At 66.5% G+C, this 16955-nt stretch carries 15 protein-coding genes; 9 read left to right on the top strand and 6 right to left on the bottom strand.

From position 1 onward, the window contains the following. Positions 1-170 precede the first annotated feature (170 nt). Both PTT45_RS00510 and PTT45_RS00505 read right to left on the bottom strand, forming a co-directional pair. A complete protein-coding gene (locus PTT45_RS00510) occupies positions 171-581 on the bottom strand; it encodes a PA2817 family protein (RefSeq protein ID WP_273810907.1) in 411 nt (136 codons plus the stop codon). Positions 582-653: 72 nt separating this feature from the next. After that, positions 654-3098 carry an acyl-CoA dehydrogenase gene (locus PTT45_RS00505; protein WP_273810904.1) on the bottom strand — a complete coding sequence of 815 codons (2445 nt, stop codon included), beginning with the start codon at positions 3096-3098 and terminating at the stop codon, positions 654-656. A gap of 113 nt (positions 3099-3211) precedes the next feature. On the opposite strand from PTT45_RS00505, the gene PTT45_RS00500 reads away from it, so the two are divergent. The 5 genes from PTT45_RS00500 (at position 3212) to PTT45_RS00480 (ending at position 9925) form a co-directional block, all read left to right on the top strand. Continuing rightward, positions 3212-3886, top strand: coding sequence for a transglutaminase-like domain-containing protein (locus tag PTT45_RS00500; protein ID WP_273810903.1), 675 nt, complete (start codon positions 3212-3214; stop codon positions 3884-3886). Positions 3887-4006: 120 nt separating this feature from the next. Further along, the gene (locus PTT45_RS00495) at positions 4007-4939 is read left to right on the top strand and encodes an ABC transporter ATP-binding protein (RefSeq protein WP_273810902.1); all 933 of its coding nucleotides are present in this window, start codon (positions 4007-4009) and stop codon (positions 4937-4939) included. Beyond that, positions 4936-5715 (top strand): ABC transporter permease, encoded by a 780-nt coding sequence (locus tag PTT45_RS00490; RefSeq protein WP_273810901.1) that lies wholly within the window; start codon positions 4936-4938, stop codon positions 5713-5715. Before PTT45_RS00495 ends, PTT45_RS00490 begins: the two co-directional genes overlap by 4 nt. A 122-nt stretch (positions 5716-5837) precedes the next feature. Next, a complete protein-coding gene (locus PTT45_RS00485) occupies positions 5838-6860 on the top strand; it encodes an efflux RND transporter periplasmic adaptor subunit (protein WP_273810900.1) in 1023 nt (340 codons plus the stop codon). After that, positions 6857-9925, top strand: coding sequence for an efflux RND transporter permease subunit (locus PTT45_RS00480; RefSeq protein WP_273810899.1), 3069 nt, complete (start codon positions 6857-6859; stop codon positions 9923-9925). The genes PTT45_RS00485 and PTT45_RS00480 overlap by 4 nt, the downstream gene beginning before the upstream one ends. On the opposite strand, the gene PTT45_RS00475 is transcribed toward PTT45_RS00480, so the two are convergent. Next, positions 9922-11247 (bottom strand): heavy metal sensor histidine kinase, encoded by a 1326-nt coding sequence (locus tag PTT45_RS00475; RefSeq protein WP_273810898.1) that lies wholly within the window; start codon positions 11245-11247, stop codon positions 9922-9924. The two genes, PTT45_RS00480 and PTT45_RS00475, sit on opposite strands and share 4 nt — an antisense overlap. Then, on the bottom strand, positions 11247-11924 hold the full coding sequence (locus PTT45_RS00470) for a heavy metal response regulator transcription factor (RefSeq protein WP_273810897.1): 678 nt from the start codon (positions 11922-11924) through the stop codon (positions 11247-11249). The genes PTT45_RS00475 and PTT45_RS00470 overlap by 1 nt, the downstream gene beginning before the upstream one ends. Positions 11925-12068: 144 nt before the next feature. On the opposite strand from PTT45_RS00470, the gene PTT45_RS00465 reads away from it, so the two are divergent. Genes PTT45_RS00465 through queF form a run of 4 tightly spaced genes read left to right on the top strand, consistent with a single transcriptional unit; the run spans position 12069 to position 15831 of the window. Continuing rightward, positions 12069-12593 carry a cupredoxin domain-containing protein gene (locus PTT45_RS00465; protein ID WP_273810896.1) on the top strand — a complete coding sequence of 175 codons (525 nt, stop codon included), beginning with the start codon at positions 12069-12071 and terminating at the stop codon, positions 12591-12593. Further along, positions 12590-14254, top strand: coding sequence for a copper resistance system multicopper oxidase (locus tag PTT45_RS00460; protein ID WP_273810895.1), 1665 nt, complete (start codon positions 12590-12592; stop codon positions 14252-14254). Before PTT45_RS00465 ends, PTT45_RS00460 begins: the two co-directional genes overlap by 4 nt. Next, positions 14241-14945, top strand: coding sequence for a copper resistance protein B (locus PTT45_RS00455; RefSeq protein WP_273810894.1), 705 nt, complete (start codon positions 14241-14243; stop codon positions 14943-14945). Before PTT45_RS00460 ends, PTT45_RS00455 begins: the two co-directional genes overlap by 14 nt. Positions 14946-15003: 58 nt before the next feature. Continuing rightward, positions 15004-15831, top strand: coding sequence for an NADPH-dependent 7-cyano-7-deazaguanine reductase QueF (queF, locus tag PTT45_RS00450; RefSeq protein ID WP_273810893.1), 828 nt, complete (start codon positions 15004-15006; stop codon positions 15829-15831). A gap of 42 nt (positions 15832-15873) precedes the next feature. On the opposite strand, the gene PTT45_RS00445 is transcribed toward queF, so the two are convergent. Next, the gene (locus PTT45_RS00445; protein WP_273810892.1) at positions 15874-16137 is read right to left on the bottom strand and encodes a DUF4404 family protein; all 264 of its coding nucleotides are present in this window, start codon (positions 16135-16137) and stop codon (positions 15874-15876) included. Positions 16138-16256: 119 nt separating this feature from the next. Further along, positions 16257-16907, bottom strand: a complete 651-nt coding sequence (locus PTT45_RS00440; RefSeq protein ID WP_273810891.1) for an HAD family phosphatase — start codon at positions 16905-16907, stop codon at positions 16257-16259. Positions 16908-16955 lie beyond the last annotated feature (48 nt).

The raw sequence follows: 16955 nt of genomic DNA, 5'->3' as shown, positions 1-16955 counted from the left end.
GTTGGTAGAGCACGACCTTGCCAAGGTCGGGGTCGCGAGTTCGAGTCTCGTTTCCCGCTCCAAATTCACGAAACGCCACCCAATCGGGTGGCGTTTTCGTTTGTGCGCGATTTACACCATGAAAAAAGGCCCGCTCGGCATTGCCGGCGGGCCTTTTGCGTATCTGGCGATCAGTGCTTGGCGCTGTCGTCGGGCAGGGCCAGCAACTGCTTCTCGCGGTTCCAGTCGAACGGCTCGTCGTTCTCCTCGGCCTCGAAGCGGCGTTCATCCAGGCGCTGGAACATGTCGATCTCTTCGTCCGGCATGAAGTGCAGGCAGTCGCCGCCGAAGAACCACAGCAGGTCGCGCGGTACCAGGTGGGCGATCTGCGGGTAGCGGTGGAACACCTGGCTGATGATGTCCTGGCCCAGGTACTGGCTGCTCTCCGGGTCGACCGGCAGCTGTGCCAGTAGCTCGTCGAAACGCTCGAGGAACAGCGCGTGGGTGTCGTCCTCCACCTGTTCGGCTTCGCCTAGGGCGACCAGGATTCCGCGCAGGTGGGCAAGCAGGGCGAGGTGGTGGTCGAGGTAGGCAGTGGCCATGGCGGGTGTCCTGTAAAACGAAAACGGGCGCGGAGTATAAGTCTCCGCGCCCGTGCTGTCCCGAACCGCCGCTCAGCGCACCTTGCCGCGACTCAGCTTGAGATCCTCCTTGGCGAAGTCGTCGACATCTATGACTTTGCGCTGCGCGGCCTCGGCCTGGCGCAGCTGCTCCGCTTCCTGTGCGTCCAGCAGCTGTTTGCGTAGCGCAGCGTCGATTTCATGCTCGCCAGGGCGCGCCTGCAGGCCGGACTTGAGCGCCTTGTGCAACTTGCGCTGGGTATCGGCGCTACCATCGAGCAGGTCGACGGCGCGTTGCAGCGCCGCCACCGGATCGTCCGCTCCTCGTGGCCGGTAGCAGCCGTCCAGCAGGCTTTCCAAGGCCAGGTCGCCGCGCGTGCGTCCGAGAATCGCCGCGACTTCGGCGTCCAGCTCGTCGCTCGGTCCACGATGGCGGCGGCCGAGGGGGAAGACCAGCACCCGCAGCAGGCAGCCGAAGATGCGGTTGGGGAAGTTGCCGAGCAACTCCTCCAGCGCCTGTTCGGCCAGGCCGAGGTTCTCCTCCAGGGCCCAGCGCAGCAGCGGCTGTAGCGGCTCAGGGTTACCCAGGTCGTGATAGCGCTTGAGCGCGGCGCTGGCCAGATAAAGATGGCTGAGCACATCGCCGAGGCGTGCGGACAACCGTTCGCGGCGCTTCAGCTCGCCGCCCAGCAGCATCATGGTGCTGTCGGCCAGCAGGGCGAAGGCAGCGGCCAGGCGATTGAGGGCGCGGAAGTAGGGGCGGCTGAGGTTGTCGCCCGGCACGTTGCCGAAGCGGCTGCAGGTCAGGCCGTGGAGCAGGGTGCCGGCGGCGTTGCCGACGGCGAAGCCGACATGCTTCATCAGCAGCTCGTCGAACTCCAGCAGCGCCTGCTCATGATCCTCGCGACCGGCCAGGGCCATTTCATCCAGCACGAACGGATGGCAGCGAATCGCGCCCTGACCGAAGATCATCAGGTTGCGCGAGAGGATGTTTGCGCCCTCGACCGTGATCGATACCGGCACACCCTGCCAGGCACGGGCCAGGTAGTTATTCGGGCCCATGATGATGGCCTTGCCGCCGTGCACGTCCATGGCGTGGCCGATGCACTCGCGGCCGCGTTCGGTTAGGTGGTACTTGAGGATGGCCGACAGCACCGAGGGCTTCTCGCCCAGGTCCACCGCGCTGGCGGTGAGGGTGCGCGCGGCGTCCATCATCCAGGCGTTGCCGGCGATGCGTGCCAGTGCCTCCTGAATGCCCTCGAACGCCGCTAGAGGCACGCCGAACTGCTCGCGCACGCGGCAGTACTGACCGCTGACCAGGCCCGACATCTTCGCCGCGCCGGTGCCGCCGGCGGGCAGGGAGATGGAGCGCCCCACGGACAGGCAGTTCATCAGCATCATCCAGCCCTTGCCGAGGTATTCCTGGCCGCCGATCAGGCAGCTCAGCGGCACGAACACGTCCTTGCCGGCATTGGGGCCGTTCATGAAGGCGGCGCCTGAGGGTAGATGGCGGCGGCCGATCTCCACGCCGGGGGTGTCGGTCGGAATCAGCGCCAGGCTGATACCCAGCTCCTCCTGCTCGCCCAGCAGGTGGTCCGGGTCGTAGGCCTTGAAGGCCAGGCCGAGCAGGGTGGCGACCGGACCAAGAGTGATATAGCGCTTCTCCCAGTTCAGGCGCAGGCCGATGACCTCTTCGCCATTCCACTGGCCCTTGCAGATGATGCCGGTGTCCGGCATGGCGCCGGCATCGGAGCCAGCCAGCGGGCCGGTGAGGGCGAAGCAGGGGATTTCCTCGCCGCGCGCCAGGCGCGGCAGGTAGTGCTGGCGCTGTTCGTCGGTGCCGTAGTGCAGCAACAGTTCGGCCGGGCCGAGGGAGTTGGGCACCATCACGGTGGAGGCGAGGTCGCCGGAGCGGGTCGACAGCTTCATCACCACCTGCGAGTGGGCGTAGGCGGAGAAGCCCTTGCCGCCGTATTCCTTGGGAATGATCAGGCCGAAGAAGCCGTTGCCCTTGATGTGCTGCCAGGCCTTCTCGGGCAGATCCAGCTGCTGGCCGATCTCCCAGTCGCTGACCATGCCGCACAGTTCTTCCACCGGACCGTCGATGAAGGCCTGTTCCTCCTCGCTGAGCCTGGCGGCGGGGTAGTCGAGCAGCACCTGCCAGTCCGGGCGGCCGCTGAACAGCTGGCCATCCCACCACACCGTGCCGGCCTCGATGGCATCGCGCTCTGTGGCGGACATCGGCGGCAGCACCTTCTGGAACCAGCCGAACAGCGGGCCGGTGATCAGCTTGCGGCGCAGTTCGGGCAGGGCGATGGGAATGGCCACGCCGAGCCACAGCAGCCAGAGCACCAGCTCCAGCCAGTCCGGGGCATCGCCGAACAGGCCGAGCAGGATCAGGTACGCGGCCACCAGGCCCAGGCCGGGCAGGGGGGCGATGCGGGAGTAGGCGAGATAGGCGACGCCGAACAACAGAATCAGCAACCAGACAGCGAGCATGCGCAATCCTCCTTGAGGCCGGCTTGGCGCTAAGGCCGGCGAGCTTGGCCGGATCGTCGTCTCTCCGGCTCGGTGGGGCTGGATAGACTGGGCCAAGTCTCAGGAGAGTCTCGATGCAGCCCAGTCTTCTTCCCAGCCGCTTCGTGGATAGTGACCACCCCAGGGTAGTCGAGTTCGCTGAACGTTCGCGGGGCACCAGCCGCGACCCGCGTGAGCAGGCAGTGAGCCTGTACTACGCGGTGCGCGACCAGATTCGCTACAACCCCTACGTGTTCAGCGCCGACCACGACACCCTCAAGGCCAGCCACGCGCTGGCCGCGGGGGAGTCCTACTGCGTGCCCAAGGCACTGCTATTGGCTGCCTGCGCCCGGCATTGCGGCATACCGGCGCGCATCGGCCTGGCCGACGTGCGCAACCACCTGTCCACCCCGCGCTTGATCGAGATGCTGCGTAGCGAGGTGTTCGCCATGCACGGCTACACCGAGCTGTTCATCGAGGGTCGATGGGTCAAGGCCACGCCGGCCTTCAACCTGGCGCTGTGCCAGATATTCAAAGTGGCGCCGCTGGAATTCGATGGGCGCAGCGACAGCGTGTTCCACCCGTTCAACAGCGATGGCGAGCGCTACATGGAGTACCTGGTCGACCACGGTCAGTTCGACGAGCTGCCGCTGGAGCTGTTCTTCGATCATCTGCGCTGCTGCTATCCGCATCTGTTCGAGGAGGGTTCGGCCTTTCTACGTGGTGATCTGCAGTCCGAAGTGGCGGGCATAAAGAAATTCGATAGTTAACATCAGCCCGCCGGGCTTTTTTCCTGGGGCGGAGGCGGGCAGGCTACCCTGCAACGAATGGTTGCAATTGCTCGCCCTGAGCCTTATCTAAGCCTTCCCCTTGCTGAGTAGCTATCTCTCATGAGTTCCGCGCTGTCCATCCGGCAACTGACCAAGACCTACGCCAACGGCTTCCAGGCCCTTAAGGGCATCGACCTCGATGTCGCCGAAGGCGATTTCTTCGCCCTGCTGGGCCCCAATGGCGCCGGCAAGTCGACCACCATCGGCATCCTCTCCACCCTGGTGAACAAGAGCGGCGGTTCGGTCGAGGTGTTCGGCCATGACCTCGATCGCGACCCCTCCGGCCTCAAGCGCTGCCTGGGCGTGGTGCCGCAGGAGTTCAACTTCAACCAGTTCGAGAAGTGCTTCGACATCCTTACTACCCAGGCCGGCTACTACGGCATTCCGCTCAAGCAGGCCAAGGAGCGTGCCGAGCAGTACCTGACCCAGCTCGGCTTGTGGGATAAGCGCGACAACGCCTCGCGCGAGCTGTCCGGCGGCATGAAGCGCCGGCTGATGATCGCCCGCGCGCTGATCCACCAGCCGCGCCTGCTGATCCTCGACGAGCCCACGGCCGGCGTGGACATCGAGCTGCGCCGCTCGATGTGGGGCTTCCTCACCGAGCTGAACCAGCAGGGCATCACCATCATCCTCACCACCCACTACCTGGAGGAGGCCGAGCAGCTCTGCCGCCACATCGGCATCATCGACCACGGCCGCATCGTCGAGCGCTCCAGCATGAAGGACCTGCTCAAGACCCTGCACGTCGAGACCTTCCTGCTCGACCTCAAGGAGTCGACCCTGGTCATGCCGCAACTGGTCGGCTACCCGGCACGCATGGTCGATGACCACACCCTGGAGGTGCAGGTGGAGAAGAGCCAGGGCGTCAACGAACTGTTCCGCCAGCTGGCGGCGCAGAAGGTCGAGGTACTGAGCCTGCGTAACAAGAGCAACCGTCTCGAGGAGCTGTTCGTGTCCCTGGTCGAGAAGAACCTGGCGAAGGTGGCGCAATGAGCCCGGAACTCGCCTCCAACTGGGTCGCCCTGCAGACCATCGTGCGCCGCGAAGTACGGCGCTTCATGCGCATCTGGCCGCAGACCCTGGTGCCGCCGGCCATCACCATGGCCCTGTACTTCGTGATCTTCGGCCGCCTGATCGGCAGCCAGGTCGGCGGTGTTGGCCAGTTCAGCTACATGGAGTTCATCGTGCCGGGGCTGATCATGATGTCGGTGATCACCAACTCCTACAGTAACGTGGTGTCGAGCTTCTTCAGCAGCAAGTTCCAGCGCAATGTCGAGGAGCTGCTGGTGTCGCCGGTATCGCCGCACACCATCCTCATCGGCTACACCATCGGCGGCGCTTTGCGCGGCCTGGCGGTGGCCTTCATCGTCACGCTGCTGTCGCTGTTCTTCACCCACCTGCAGGTGCATCACCTGGGCGTGACGGTGCTGGTGATCCTGCTGACAGCCATCACCTTCTCCCTGGGCGGTTTCATCAACGCGGTGTACGCGCGCAACTTCGATGACATCTCGATCGTGCCGACCTTCGTGCTGACGCCGCTGACCTACCTGGGCGGGGTGTTCTACTCGATCAGCCTGCTGCCGCAGTTCTGGCAGACGGTGTCGCTGGCCAACCCGATCCTGCATATGGTCAACGCGTTCCGCTACGGCATCCTCGGCGTGTCCGACATCAATATCGGTATCGCCATCGGCATGATGCTGCTGGCCAGCAGCATCCTGTACATCGTCTGCATCCGCCTGCTGAAGAGCGGCAGGGGCATGCGCCAGTAAGCGGCGGTACTGGTGGGAAACATGGCGTCACAGCGTGGCGCCGTTTTTACATGTCGCTGACGATTCGGCGAGGGCAGAATCGCTAGACTTCCCGCTCAGTACGATTCCAAGAGGCAAGTTGGATGATTGTCCGTCGCATGCTGTGGCCGCTGCTCCTGGGCCTGCTCGGAAATGGCCTGGTGATGGCCGAACAGGCGCCACTGGTCGAAGTCGTCACGCCGGAGCGGACGCTGGTGCGCGACGAGCTGATCACCTTCGGTTCGCTACGCTCGGACGAGTCGGCGACCATCCGCCCGGAGGTCGAGGGCCGGGTGGCCAGCCTGCATTTCCGCGAGGGTGAAGCTGTCAAGGCCGGCACCCTGCTGGTTAGCCTGGACGATGCCATCGCTCGTGCCGAGCTGGCTCAGGCCCAGGCCAACCTGGGGCTGGCCGAGAAGAGCTTCGTGCGCAATCAGCTGCTGTTCAAACGTGGCGCCAGCAACGCCCAGGCCCTCGACGAGTCGCAGTCGCAGCAACAGGCGGCACGCGCCAGCCTGGCATTGGCCCAGGCGCGCCTGGACAAGACGCAGATCCGCGCGCCCTTCGATGGCGTGCTCGGCCTGCGCCAGGTGAGCGTAGGCGACTATCTCAATGCCGGCGACGACATCGTCAACCTGGAAGTACTCGACCCGCTCAAGGTGGATTTCCGCGTGCCGCAGAAGGCGGCCAGCCAAGTGCACGTCGAGCAGAGCGTGGAGCTGTCGCTGGATGCCTACGTCGGCGAGCGCTTCATCGGCCAGATCATCGCCCTCAACCCGCGCCTGGACGAGGTCGGCCGTAGCCAGGCCATCCGCGCCCAGGTCAGCAACACCGACCGGCGCCTCAAGCCCGGCCAGTTCGTCAAGGTCTCGGTGATCCTCGCCGAGCGCCCCAAGGCCCTGGTGATCCCGGAAGAGGCGGTGATGCCCATGGGCCAGCTGCTGTTCGTCAACCTGGTGGTGGCTGGCAAGGTCGAGCGCCGACAGATCCGCATCGGCCAGCGCCTGCGTGGCCGCGCCGAGGTGGTGGAGGGGCTGCAGGGCGACGAGACGGTGATCAGTGCCGGCTGGCAGAAGGTCGCCCCGGGGCGCGAGGTGCGCACCGTTCCGCGCGGTGAAGGCGCATGACCCTCTCCGACATCTGCATCCGCCGGCCGGTGTTCGCCACCGTGCTGTCGCTGATCATCGTGCTGCTCGGCCTGCTGGCCTACCAGCGCCTGGCGGTGCGCGAGTACCCGAACATCGACGTGCCGATCGTCACGGTCAACGTCATCTATCCCGGCGCGAGCCCGGAGATCATGGAGTCGCAGGTCGCCCAGCCGATCGAGGACGTACTGTCGGGCATCGAGGGGCTGGACTTCGTCAGCTCCATCAGCCGCTCGGAGAACACCCAGATCACCGCGCAGTTCCGCCTCGGTACCAATTCCGACGAGGCGGCCAACGACGTGCGTGACCGCCTGGGTCGGGTGCGCAGCCTGCTGCCGGACGAGATCGACGAGCCGATGGTGCAGAAGGTCGAGGCCGACGCCCAGCCGGTGATCTGGCTGGCCTTCTACAGCGAGCGCTTCTCCGCCATGGAGATCACCGACGTGATCGAGCGGGTGGTGCAGGATCGCCTGCAGATCATCCCCGGCGTGTCCGAGGTGCAGGTCCGCGGTGCGCGCACCTACGCCATGCGCATCTGGCTCGACCCGGAGAAGCTGGCCGCCCACGACCTCACCGTGCAGGACGTGGAGGACGCCCTGCGCCGGCAGAACGTGGAGATTCCTGCCGGGCGCATCGAGTCGGTGCAGCGCGAGTTTTCCGTGCTGTCGGAAACCGACCTGAAGACTCCGGAGGAATTCAACCAACTGATCCTCGACGACTCGCGCGGCTACCTGCTGCGCCTGGCCGACGTCGGCCATGCAGAGATCGGCGCCGCCGACGAGCGCACCGTGGTGCGCTTCAAGGGCCGCCCGGCGGTGGCGGTGGGCATGATCAAGCAGGCCACGGCCAACCCGCTGGAAATCTCCGATGGCCTCGAGGAGGCGCTGCCGGAGATTCGCAAGCTGCTGCCCGAGGGCATGGAGATGGCGGTGGCCAACGACAACTCGCTGTTCATCCGCGAGTCGATCAAGAACGTCCAGGCCACCATCTGGGAAGCGGTGATCCTGGTCATCCTGATCATCTTCCTGTTCCTGCGTTCGCTGCGTGCCACCCTGATTCCGCTGGTGACCATCCCGGTGTCGCTGATCGGCGCCTGCGCGCTGATGGCGCTGATGGGCTTCACGGTGAACACCCTGACCCTGCTGGCCATGGTCCTGGCCATCGGCCTGGTGGTGGACGACGCCATCGTGGTGCTGGAGAACATCCACCGGCATATCGAGCAGGGCATGAAGCCGATGCAGGCGGCCTTCATCGGCAGCCGCGAGATCGCCTTCCCGGTGATCGCCATGACCCTGACCCTGGCCGCGGTGTACGCACCGATCGGCTTCATGCAGGGCACGTCCGGGAAATTGTTCACCGAGTTCGCCTGGACCCTGGCCGGCGCCGTGCTGGTGTCCGGCTTCGTCGCCCTGACCCTGTCGCCGATGATGTGTGGTCACCTGCTCAAGGCCCATGTGCCGCAGCAGAAGCACAACCGCGTGTACAACCTGATCGAAGGCTTCCTCAACGGCCTGACCTACAACTATCGCCATTTGCTCGAGCGCACCCTGCGTGCCTGGTGGGCGGTGGCGGCGCTGCTGGTGATCATCCTGCTGCTGTGCGCCTGGCTGTTCAGCGGCCTGCGCAGCGAACTGGCGCCGACCGAGGACACCGGCACCATCGTCGGTTCGATCAACGGCCCCGATGGCGCCACGGTCGGCTACACCAGCCACTATGCGCGGCAGCTGGAGGCGGCCTACGAGTCGGTGCCGGAGACCAATCGCTACATGGTCATCGTCGGCTTCCCCACCGTGGCCCAGGGCCTGTCGTTCATGAAGCTGGAGGACTGGGACAAGCGTGAGCGCAGCCAATTCGAGATCCGCGACGAGCTGCTGCCCAAGCTGCAGGACATCCCCGGCGTGCGCGCTTTCCCGATCAACCGCCCGCCGCTGGGGCAGAGTGCGCGCAACCAGCCGGTCAACTTCGTGATTCGCTCCTCGCTGGAGTACGCCGAGCTGCAGCCCTATGTCGAGAAGCTGCTCGACGAGGTGCGCGGTTATCCGGGACTGGAAAGCCTGGACACCGACCTCAAGCTCAACACGCCGCAACTCAAGGTCACGGTCAACCGTGAGCAGGCAGTGGCGGTGGGCACCGACGTGGCCACCATCGGCCGCAGCATGGAGAGTCTGTTCGGCAGCCGCCAGGTGACCCGCTTCAAACAGAACGGCGAGCAGTACGACGTGCTGGTGCAGCTGCAGGACGTAGACCGCAGCAACCCCGAGGACCTCAACCGGGTCTACGTGCGCGGGCGCAACGACAACATGGTGCAGCTCTCCAACCTGATCGACGTGCGCGAGACGGTGGCGCCGCGCGAGCTCAACCACTTCAACCAGCTGCGCGCGGTGACGGTGACCGCCAACGTCGGCTCCGGCTTTACCCTGGGCGAGGCGCTGGACCACCTGGAAGACACCGCGGTCGGCATCTTCCCGCCGGACACCCAGTTCGACTACACCGGCACCTCGCGCGACTTCAAAGACTCCGAGAGCGGCGTGGCGCTGATCTTCGTGCTGGCCCTGCTGTTCATCTTCCTGGTGCTGGCGGCGCAGTTCGAGAGCTTCTTCGACCCGCTGATCATCCTGTTCAGCGTGCCGCTGTCGATGGCCGGCGCGCTGCTGGCGCTCAAGCTGTTCGGCGGCACCCTCAACATCTACTCGCAGGTGGGGCTGGTGACGCTGATCGGGCTGATCACCAAGCACGGCATCCTCATCGTCGAGTTCGCCAATCACCTGCTGCGCGAGGGTCGCGAGTTGGGCGAGGCGGTGCTGGAGGCCTCGGTGCAGCGCCTGCGGCCGATTCTGATGACCACCGGCGCCATGGTTCTCGGCTCGCTGCCGCTGGCCATCGCCACCGGCGCCGGTGCCGAGAGTCGCCAGCAGATCGGCATGGTCATAGTCGGCGGCCTGCTGGTAGGCACCTTCTTCACCCTGTTCGTGGTGCCGACGCTCTATACCCTGCTGCGCCGCTGGCGGCCGATCCGCCTGGAAGAGGCTGCGCCTGCGGTGGCCTAGGCCGCTGGCAGCTCGATGATGAAGCGCGTCCAGCCACCTGTGGACTCGCAGCGGATGCTGCCGCCGTGGGCCTGGACGATGGAGCGGGTGATGGCCAGGCCCAGGCCGGCGTGCTCGGCGCCACCTTCGCGGCGCGCTGGGTCGGCGCGGTAGAAGCGGTCGAACAGACGCTCGCGCAGATCAAAGGGGATCTCCGTGCCCTGGTTGGCCACCTCGATCCGCGTTGCTGTCGCGCCCAGGCGCAGCTCGCCGCCGGCCGGGGTGAAGCGCAGGGCGTTGTCGATCAGGTTGGACAGGGCGCGGCGCAGCAGCAGGCGGTCGGCGATCAGCGTGCCCTCGGCCTCGATCTGGATACTCACCCCGGCATCCTCGGCCAGCGGCGCGAAATAGTCGGCCAGCGCCGTCAGTTCACTCTCCAGCAGTAGCGGCTCGCGGCGGGTCTGCAGCAGGCCGTTGTCGGCCTTGGCCAGCAGGAGCATGTCGCCGACCATCTGCGCCAGGTGCTGCAGCTCCTCCAGATTGGAGTGCAGCGCTTCTCGGTAGTCCGCCAGCTCGCGCGGCTGGCCGAGGGTGACCTGGGTCTGGGTCAGCAGGTTGGACAGCGGCGTGCGCAGCTCGTGGGCGATATCGGCGGAGAAGGCTGAGAGCCGCGCGAAGGCGTCTTCCAGGCGGGCCAGCATGGCGTTGAAGGCCTCGCCCAGTTCGCGCAGCTCGGTAGGGATACCCTCCAGTGGCAGGCGCGCAGTCAGCGACTGCGCCGAGACCTGCCGCGCCACGCCGGTCATCTGCCGTAGCGGGCGCAGGCCACGGCGGGCGACCCAGGCTCCCAGCAATGCGGTGGCCAGGGCCGAGAGACCGACGCAGAGCCAGATCAGCCGCTGCATCCGGGCCAGGAAGTGCTGGTGGTGGGTGATATCCAGCAGCAGGCTGAGGCGCAGGCCGCCGTCCAGCTGTTCCTCGATCACGCGAAAATCGGTGCCCTGGTGCTGCCAGCGGCCGATCTGTTCGTCGCCTTGGGGCAGGTGGGCGAGCAGCGGCTGGCTGGTGAACCACAGTTGGCCATCCGCGCCCTGGATGCGCAGGGCCAGCTCGGGGTGGCGTTGTAGCTCCTGTTCCAGCTGCGGGCGGCGCGCGGCGAGGCTCTCGCTGTCCGTCACGCCCTGCAGTAGCTCGGCGAACACCGCCAGCTTGCCCTGCAGCTGCTGCTGATCCAGTTCGACGAAGTGCGCCTCGCTGGCGCGGGTGAACAGGGCGCCGGCGACCAGCGCCACGGCGGCGGCGCAGGCGGCGAACAGCAGGGCCAGGCGATTGGCGAGAGACATCAACCGCGCGCCTCCAGCACATAGCCCATGCCGCGCACCGTGTGGATCAGCGGTGCGGCGAAGCCCTCGTCGACCTTGGCGCGCAGGCGGCGGATGGCTACCTCGATGACGTTGGTATCGCTGTCGAAATTCATGTCCCACACCTGCGAGGCGATCAGCGACTTGGGCAGCACCTCGCCCTGGCGGCGCAGCAGCAGTTCCAGCAGGGCGAACTCCTTGGCGGTCAGCTCGATGCGCTTGCCGGCGCGCTCGGCGCGGCGGCGCAGCAGGTCGAGACTCAGGTCGGCCAGCTGCAGCTGGTGTTCCTGCGGCGTGCTGGCGCCGCGACGCAGCAGCGTGCGCACCCGCGCCAGCAGCTCGGTGAAGGCGAAGGGCTTGACCAGGTAATCGTCGGCGCCGGCCTCCAGGCCGCGCACCCGGTCCTCGACTGCGTCCCTGGCTGTAAGGAACAGCACCGGCACGCCCAGGCCTGCCGCGCGCACGTTGGCGAGGATCTGCCAGCCGTCGCGGTCGGGCAGCATCACGTCGAGGATCAGCAGGTCGAAGTCGCCGGTCAGCGCCAGGTGCTCGCCGCTCAGGCCGTCCTGGGTCAGCTCCACGGCGAAGCCGGCCTCGGCCAGGCCCTGGCGCAGGTACTGGCCGGTCTTGGGTTCGTCTTCGACGATTAGCAGCTTCATGGATGGACTCATGGCATTGGCGGTCGGCTTTATACGTCAGTCGAGGGTAGGGCGGGGCGAAGCTGACAGAGATGTAATCTTCGCGTCAGCTTAGCGCCAGCGGCGGCTCTCTAGAGTGGCGAAAAACCACGATGGAGTTCGACCATGTCCGCACGTTTCTTCCTGCCGCTGCTGTGCGCCCTCAGCTTGCCGGCCCTGGCCGATGGCGGCCAATTCTCCTTCGGCCAACCGGCTGCGGCGGCCAAGGCCGACCGCACCGTCGAGATAGTGCTGGGCGACATGTACTACGAGCCGGCCTCGGTACAGGTCAAGGCCGGCGAGACGGTGCGTTTCGTGCTGAAGAACGAGGGCAGCCTGCTCCACGAGTTCAGCCTGGGCGATGCCGCCATGCATGCCGAGCACCAGAAGCAGATGCTGATGATGCAGCAGATGGGCATGCTCGGTGAGAATGGCATCCAGGCCATGGACCACTCGAAGATGGGCCACGACATGGCCGGCATGGACCACGGCCAGATGAGCCATGACGACCCTAACAGCGTGCTGATCCCCGCGGGCAAGAGCGCTGAGCTGACCTGGACCTTCAAGCAGGCCACCGGCCTGGAGTTCGCCTGCAACCTGCCTGGGCATTACCAGGCCGGCATGGCCGGCAAGCTGGACGTACAGCCGTGAGGCGTCTGCTGTTCTGCGCGCTGCTGGGCCTGAGCCTGGGCGCCCAGGCCGGGCGCTACGAACTGGTGATCGACGAGGGCGAGGTGCGCTTCAGCGACGGCAGCCGGCCGGCGCTGACCATCAATGGCCAGAGTCCGGCGCCGGAGCTGCGCTTCCAGGAAGGCGAGACGGTGGAGATCGCCGTCACCAACAAGCTCGACCGCATGACCGCACTGCACTGGCACGGCATCATCCTGCCCTACACCCAGGACGGCGTGCCGGGCATCAGCTTCCCCGGCATCGCGCCGGGCGATACCTTCACCTACCGCTTCACCCTCAACCAGTCCGGTACCTACTGGTACCACGCCCACGCCGACTTCCAGGAGCAGGAGGGCCTGTACGGCCCGCTGATCATCGAGCCCAAGGCGCGCGAGCCGTACCGCTACGACCGCGAGTACACCGTGCTGCTGTTCGACTGGCAGGACGAGAAGCCCGAGCGCACCCTGGCCAACCTGAAGAAGCAGGCCGACTACTACAACGACCAGCAGCAGACCCTCGGCGACTTCTTCCGCGACGTGGCCCGCGACGGCCTGGGCGCCACGGTCAAGGACCGCTGGGACTGGGGCAACATGCGCATGGCCAAGACCGACATCGCCGACGTCGGCGGTTTCCGCTTCCTGGTCAACGGCCGTGACGCCGAGCAGAACTGGACGGGGCTGTTCAAGCCGGGCGAGCGGGTGCGCCTGCGCATCATCAACGGCTCGGGCATGAGCTATTTCGACCTGCGCATTCCCGGCCTGCCGCTGACCGTGGTGCAGGCTGACGGCAACGATGTGCAGCCGGTGGTGGTCGACCAGCTGCGCATGGCGGTGGCCGAGACCTACGACGTGATCGTCCAGCCCAAGGAAGGCCGGGCTTACGCCCTGGTCGCCGAATCCATGGACCGTCGCGGCCAGGCCCTCGCCACCCTGGCGCCGCGTGACGGCATGCGCGCCGAAGCGCCGCCGCTGCGGGCGCCGCGTCTGCTGAGCATGGGTGACATGGGCATGAGCCACGATATGGCCGGCATGGACCATGGATCCATGGCGGGCATGGATCACTCGCAGATGGCCGGGATGGATCATTCGGCCATGGCGCCCGCCGGCAACCCGGACTATGCCGCCGGCAGCGGCGTGGCCCCCGAACCGGTGGATGGCGGGCGCGTGCTGGTCTACGGCGACCTCAAGGCCATGCGCCCGGCCGCTGGCTACCGCGCGCCGGACCGCACCATCGAGATGAAGCTGACCGGCAACATGGAGCGTTACTTCTGGTCGTTCGACGGGGTGAAGTACTCCGAGGCTGAGCCGATCCGGCTGAAATACGGCGAGCGGGTGCGCTTCCGCTTCGTCAACCAGACCATGATGAACCACCCCATGCACCTGCACGGCATGTGGATGCAGCTGGACAAGGGCAACGGCCGCTTCAACCCGCTCAAGCACGTGGTCAACGTCGCGCCCGGGCAGAGCCTGGAGGTGGACGTGCCGGTGGACGCCATGGGCGAGTGGGCCTTCCACTGCCACCTGATCTACCACATGGCCAGCGGCATGTTCCGCAAGATAGTGGTGGAGGCTGCGGATGGCAGCGCCCAGCCGTTCTACAACGCACAGCCGGCCGCCAAGGAGAGCGAACATGCGCACCATTAATTTCGCCCTTGGCCTGCTGCTGGCCGCTCCGGCCCTGGCCATGGAACAGCATATGGACGCCATGCCGGTGGCCAAACTGGCCGTCGACCACCTGGAGCAGCGTTTCGACGGCGACGACCAGGCCCTGGCCTGGGAGCTGGAGGCGACCTACGGCAACGACCTGCACAAGGCGGTGCTGAAAAGCAGCGGCGAGCGCGCAGAGGGCGGGCCGACCGATTCCAGCGAGACTCAGCTGCTGTATCGGCGCATGGCTTCCGAGTTCTTCGACTGGCAAGCCGGCCTGCGCCACGACGACCAGCCGGGGCCGGTGCGCAGCTATGCGGTGCTCGGCCTCAAGGGCCTGGCGCCGCAGTGGGTCGAGCTGGATACCAACCTGTTCCTCAGCGAGCGCGGCGACGCCTCGCTGCGCGTTGATGCCGAGTACGAGCTGCTGCTGACCCAGCGCTGGGCCCTGGAGCCCAAGCTGGAGTACGACCTGGCCCTGGACGACGACCGCGACCTGGGCATCGGCGCTGGTGGCAGCACCCTGGAGGCCGGGCTGCGCCTGCACTATCGGGCCAGTCCGCAATTCTCGCCCTATGCCGGCTATGTCTGGGAGAAGACCTATGGCCGCTCGGGTGACTGGCTGCGCGCGGCGGGCGGGCATGACGAGGAGGGCGCCTGGGTGGTCGGCCTGCGTTTCTGGCTCTGAGCGTGCGGCGGGCATGGGGTACAATGCCCGCCGTTTTTCCGCTTTCCAGGCCGCCGTCATGCAGCATCCCGCCGAACACTCGCCGTTGGGCAAGTCCAGCGAATACGTTTCCCAGTACGCTCCCGAGCTGCTGTTCCCCATCTCCCGCACCACCAAGTGGGCCGAACTGGGGCTGACGGCCAGTACCTTGCCCTATCGGGGCGTGGACTTCTGGAACTGCTACGAGCTGTCCTGGCTGACCCCGACCGGCAAGCCGGTGGTGGCCATCGGCGAGTTCGCCATCCCGGCCGACTCGCCGAACATCATCGAGTCCAAGTCGTTCAAGCTCTACCTCAACTCGCTGAACCAGACCGCCTACGCCGATGCGGCAGCGGTCGAGGCGGTACTGGCGCGTGACCTGTCGGCCTGCGCCGGTGCGCCGGTGGCGGTGCGCGTGCGTGGCCTGGACGAGGTGGCCGCCGAGGGCGTGGCCGCGCTGCCGGGGCGCTGCGTCGATGATCTGGAGATCGCGGTCAGCGACTACGCCCATCCGCGGCCGGAACTGCTGCGCTGTGGCGACGACGTGGTGGAAGAGCTGCTGTATAGCCACCTGCTGAAGTCCAACTGCCCGGTCACCGGCCAGCCGGACTGGGGCACTCTTGTAGTCGACTACCGTGGTCCGCGCCTGGATGCGGCCAGCCTGCTGGCTTACGTGGTGAGCTTCCGCCAGCATCAGGACTTCCACGAGCAGTGCGTGGAGCGGGTGTTCCTCGATCTGCAGCGCCTGCTCAAGCCGCAGAAGCTGACCGTCTATGCGCGCTATGTGCGCCGCGGCGGGCTGGACATCAACCCTTGCCGCAGCACCGAGGTGATCACGCCGGACAACCGCCGGCTGGTACGCCAGTAACGAAAAAGCCCGCGCATGCGGGCTTTTTTCTGCGCGGGCGAATCAGATGCCCATGTTGGCCAGACTCTGCAGGATATTGCGCAGGGTGCCGGTGAGGGTGGGGTGCTGGCTCTCGAAGCGCTCGACCGCCAGGTTGACGCCGTCCACCAAGGTGGCATCGGGGTCTCCGGCCAGCTCCTTGGCCAGTTTCAGGTCGATCTCCTGCATCAGTTCGAGCAGCGCGGCGCGGTCCTCGGTGTCCAGCGGGGTGTCGCTGGCGAGCTCGTCGCGCAGTTGCTGGAAGTGTTGGCTCAGGCGTTGGGACATGGTCTTCTCCTTCTGACTACCCAAGAGTGGACCCGCCGGCGCCGTACGGGTTCGCTCCCTCGTCTCTGAAGGTTAATCCAGGTCGATAGCAGCTGCCTGATCCACAGCAATAAATGGTGTCAGGGTTTTTCACCCTTGCTGCGGCGCACGGCCAGATCCTGCAGGCAGGCCTCCAGCTCGCCGGGATGGTCGATCACCGAGTGGGCGCCGAGCCTGTACAGCTCCAGGGTGGCCTGGGCGCGCAACTTCTCCCGCTCCGTGGCTGGCAATGCCTGCCAATCACCGAGGGCCAGGCCGCACAGCGAGCCGCAGGTGGCCAGGCCGATGCACCACAGCCCGGCATTGAGCCCGGCCTGCAGCAGGCGCGGCTCGCTAGCGATCAGCACGCAGCCGTCCAGGCGGTTCACTTCGAGCTGGCTCAGGGTCTGCCAGACGCTGTCCGGCGCGGGCCAGGGGCGTGCACCGTTGCGTGGGGCGCTGGCTACCTCGCAGGGCAAGCCGCTGGTCAATGGTCCGGTCGCATGGTCGGGCAGTTCATCCAGCCAGGCATGCGGCAGGCGCTGGGTGCGCAGTTTCTGCAGCAGCTTGGCTACGCCGGGCAGCGCTTCGGCGCGCTCGGTCGCACTGGATTGCAGGGCGGGCAGCAGGCGAGGGTCCTGTGGGTCGCTCAGTCCGCTGTGCTGCAGGGCGACCGGCAGGGTACGGGCGCCGTGGTCGACCAGGCAGCCGGTGAGGCCGAATAGAAGGGCGGTGAACTGGGACTCTGGCATGGCGACTCGTTTCCCGAAGCGGTCGGGGCAGGGTAGCGAGCGCCTGTG

This window comes from Pseudomonas sp. Gutcm_11s (assembly GCF_028649395.1).
Classification (GTDB): Bacteria; Pseudomonadota; Gammaproteobacteria; order Pseudomonadales; family Pseudomonadaceae; genus Aquipseudomonas.
This window is presented reverse-complemented; position numbering and strand designations above follow the sequence as displayed.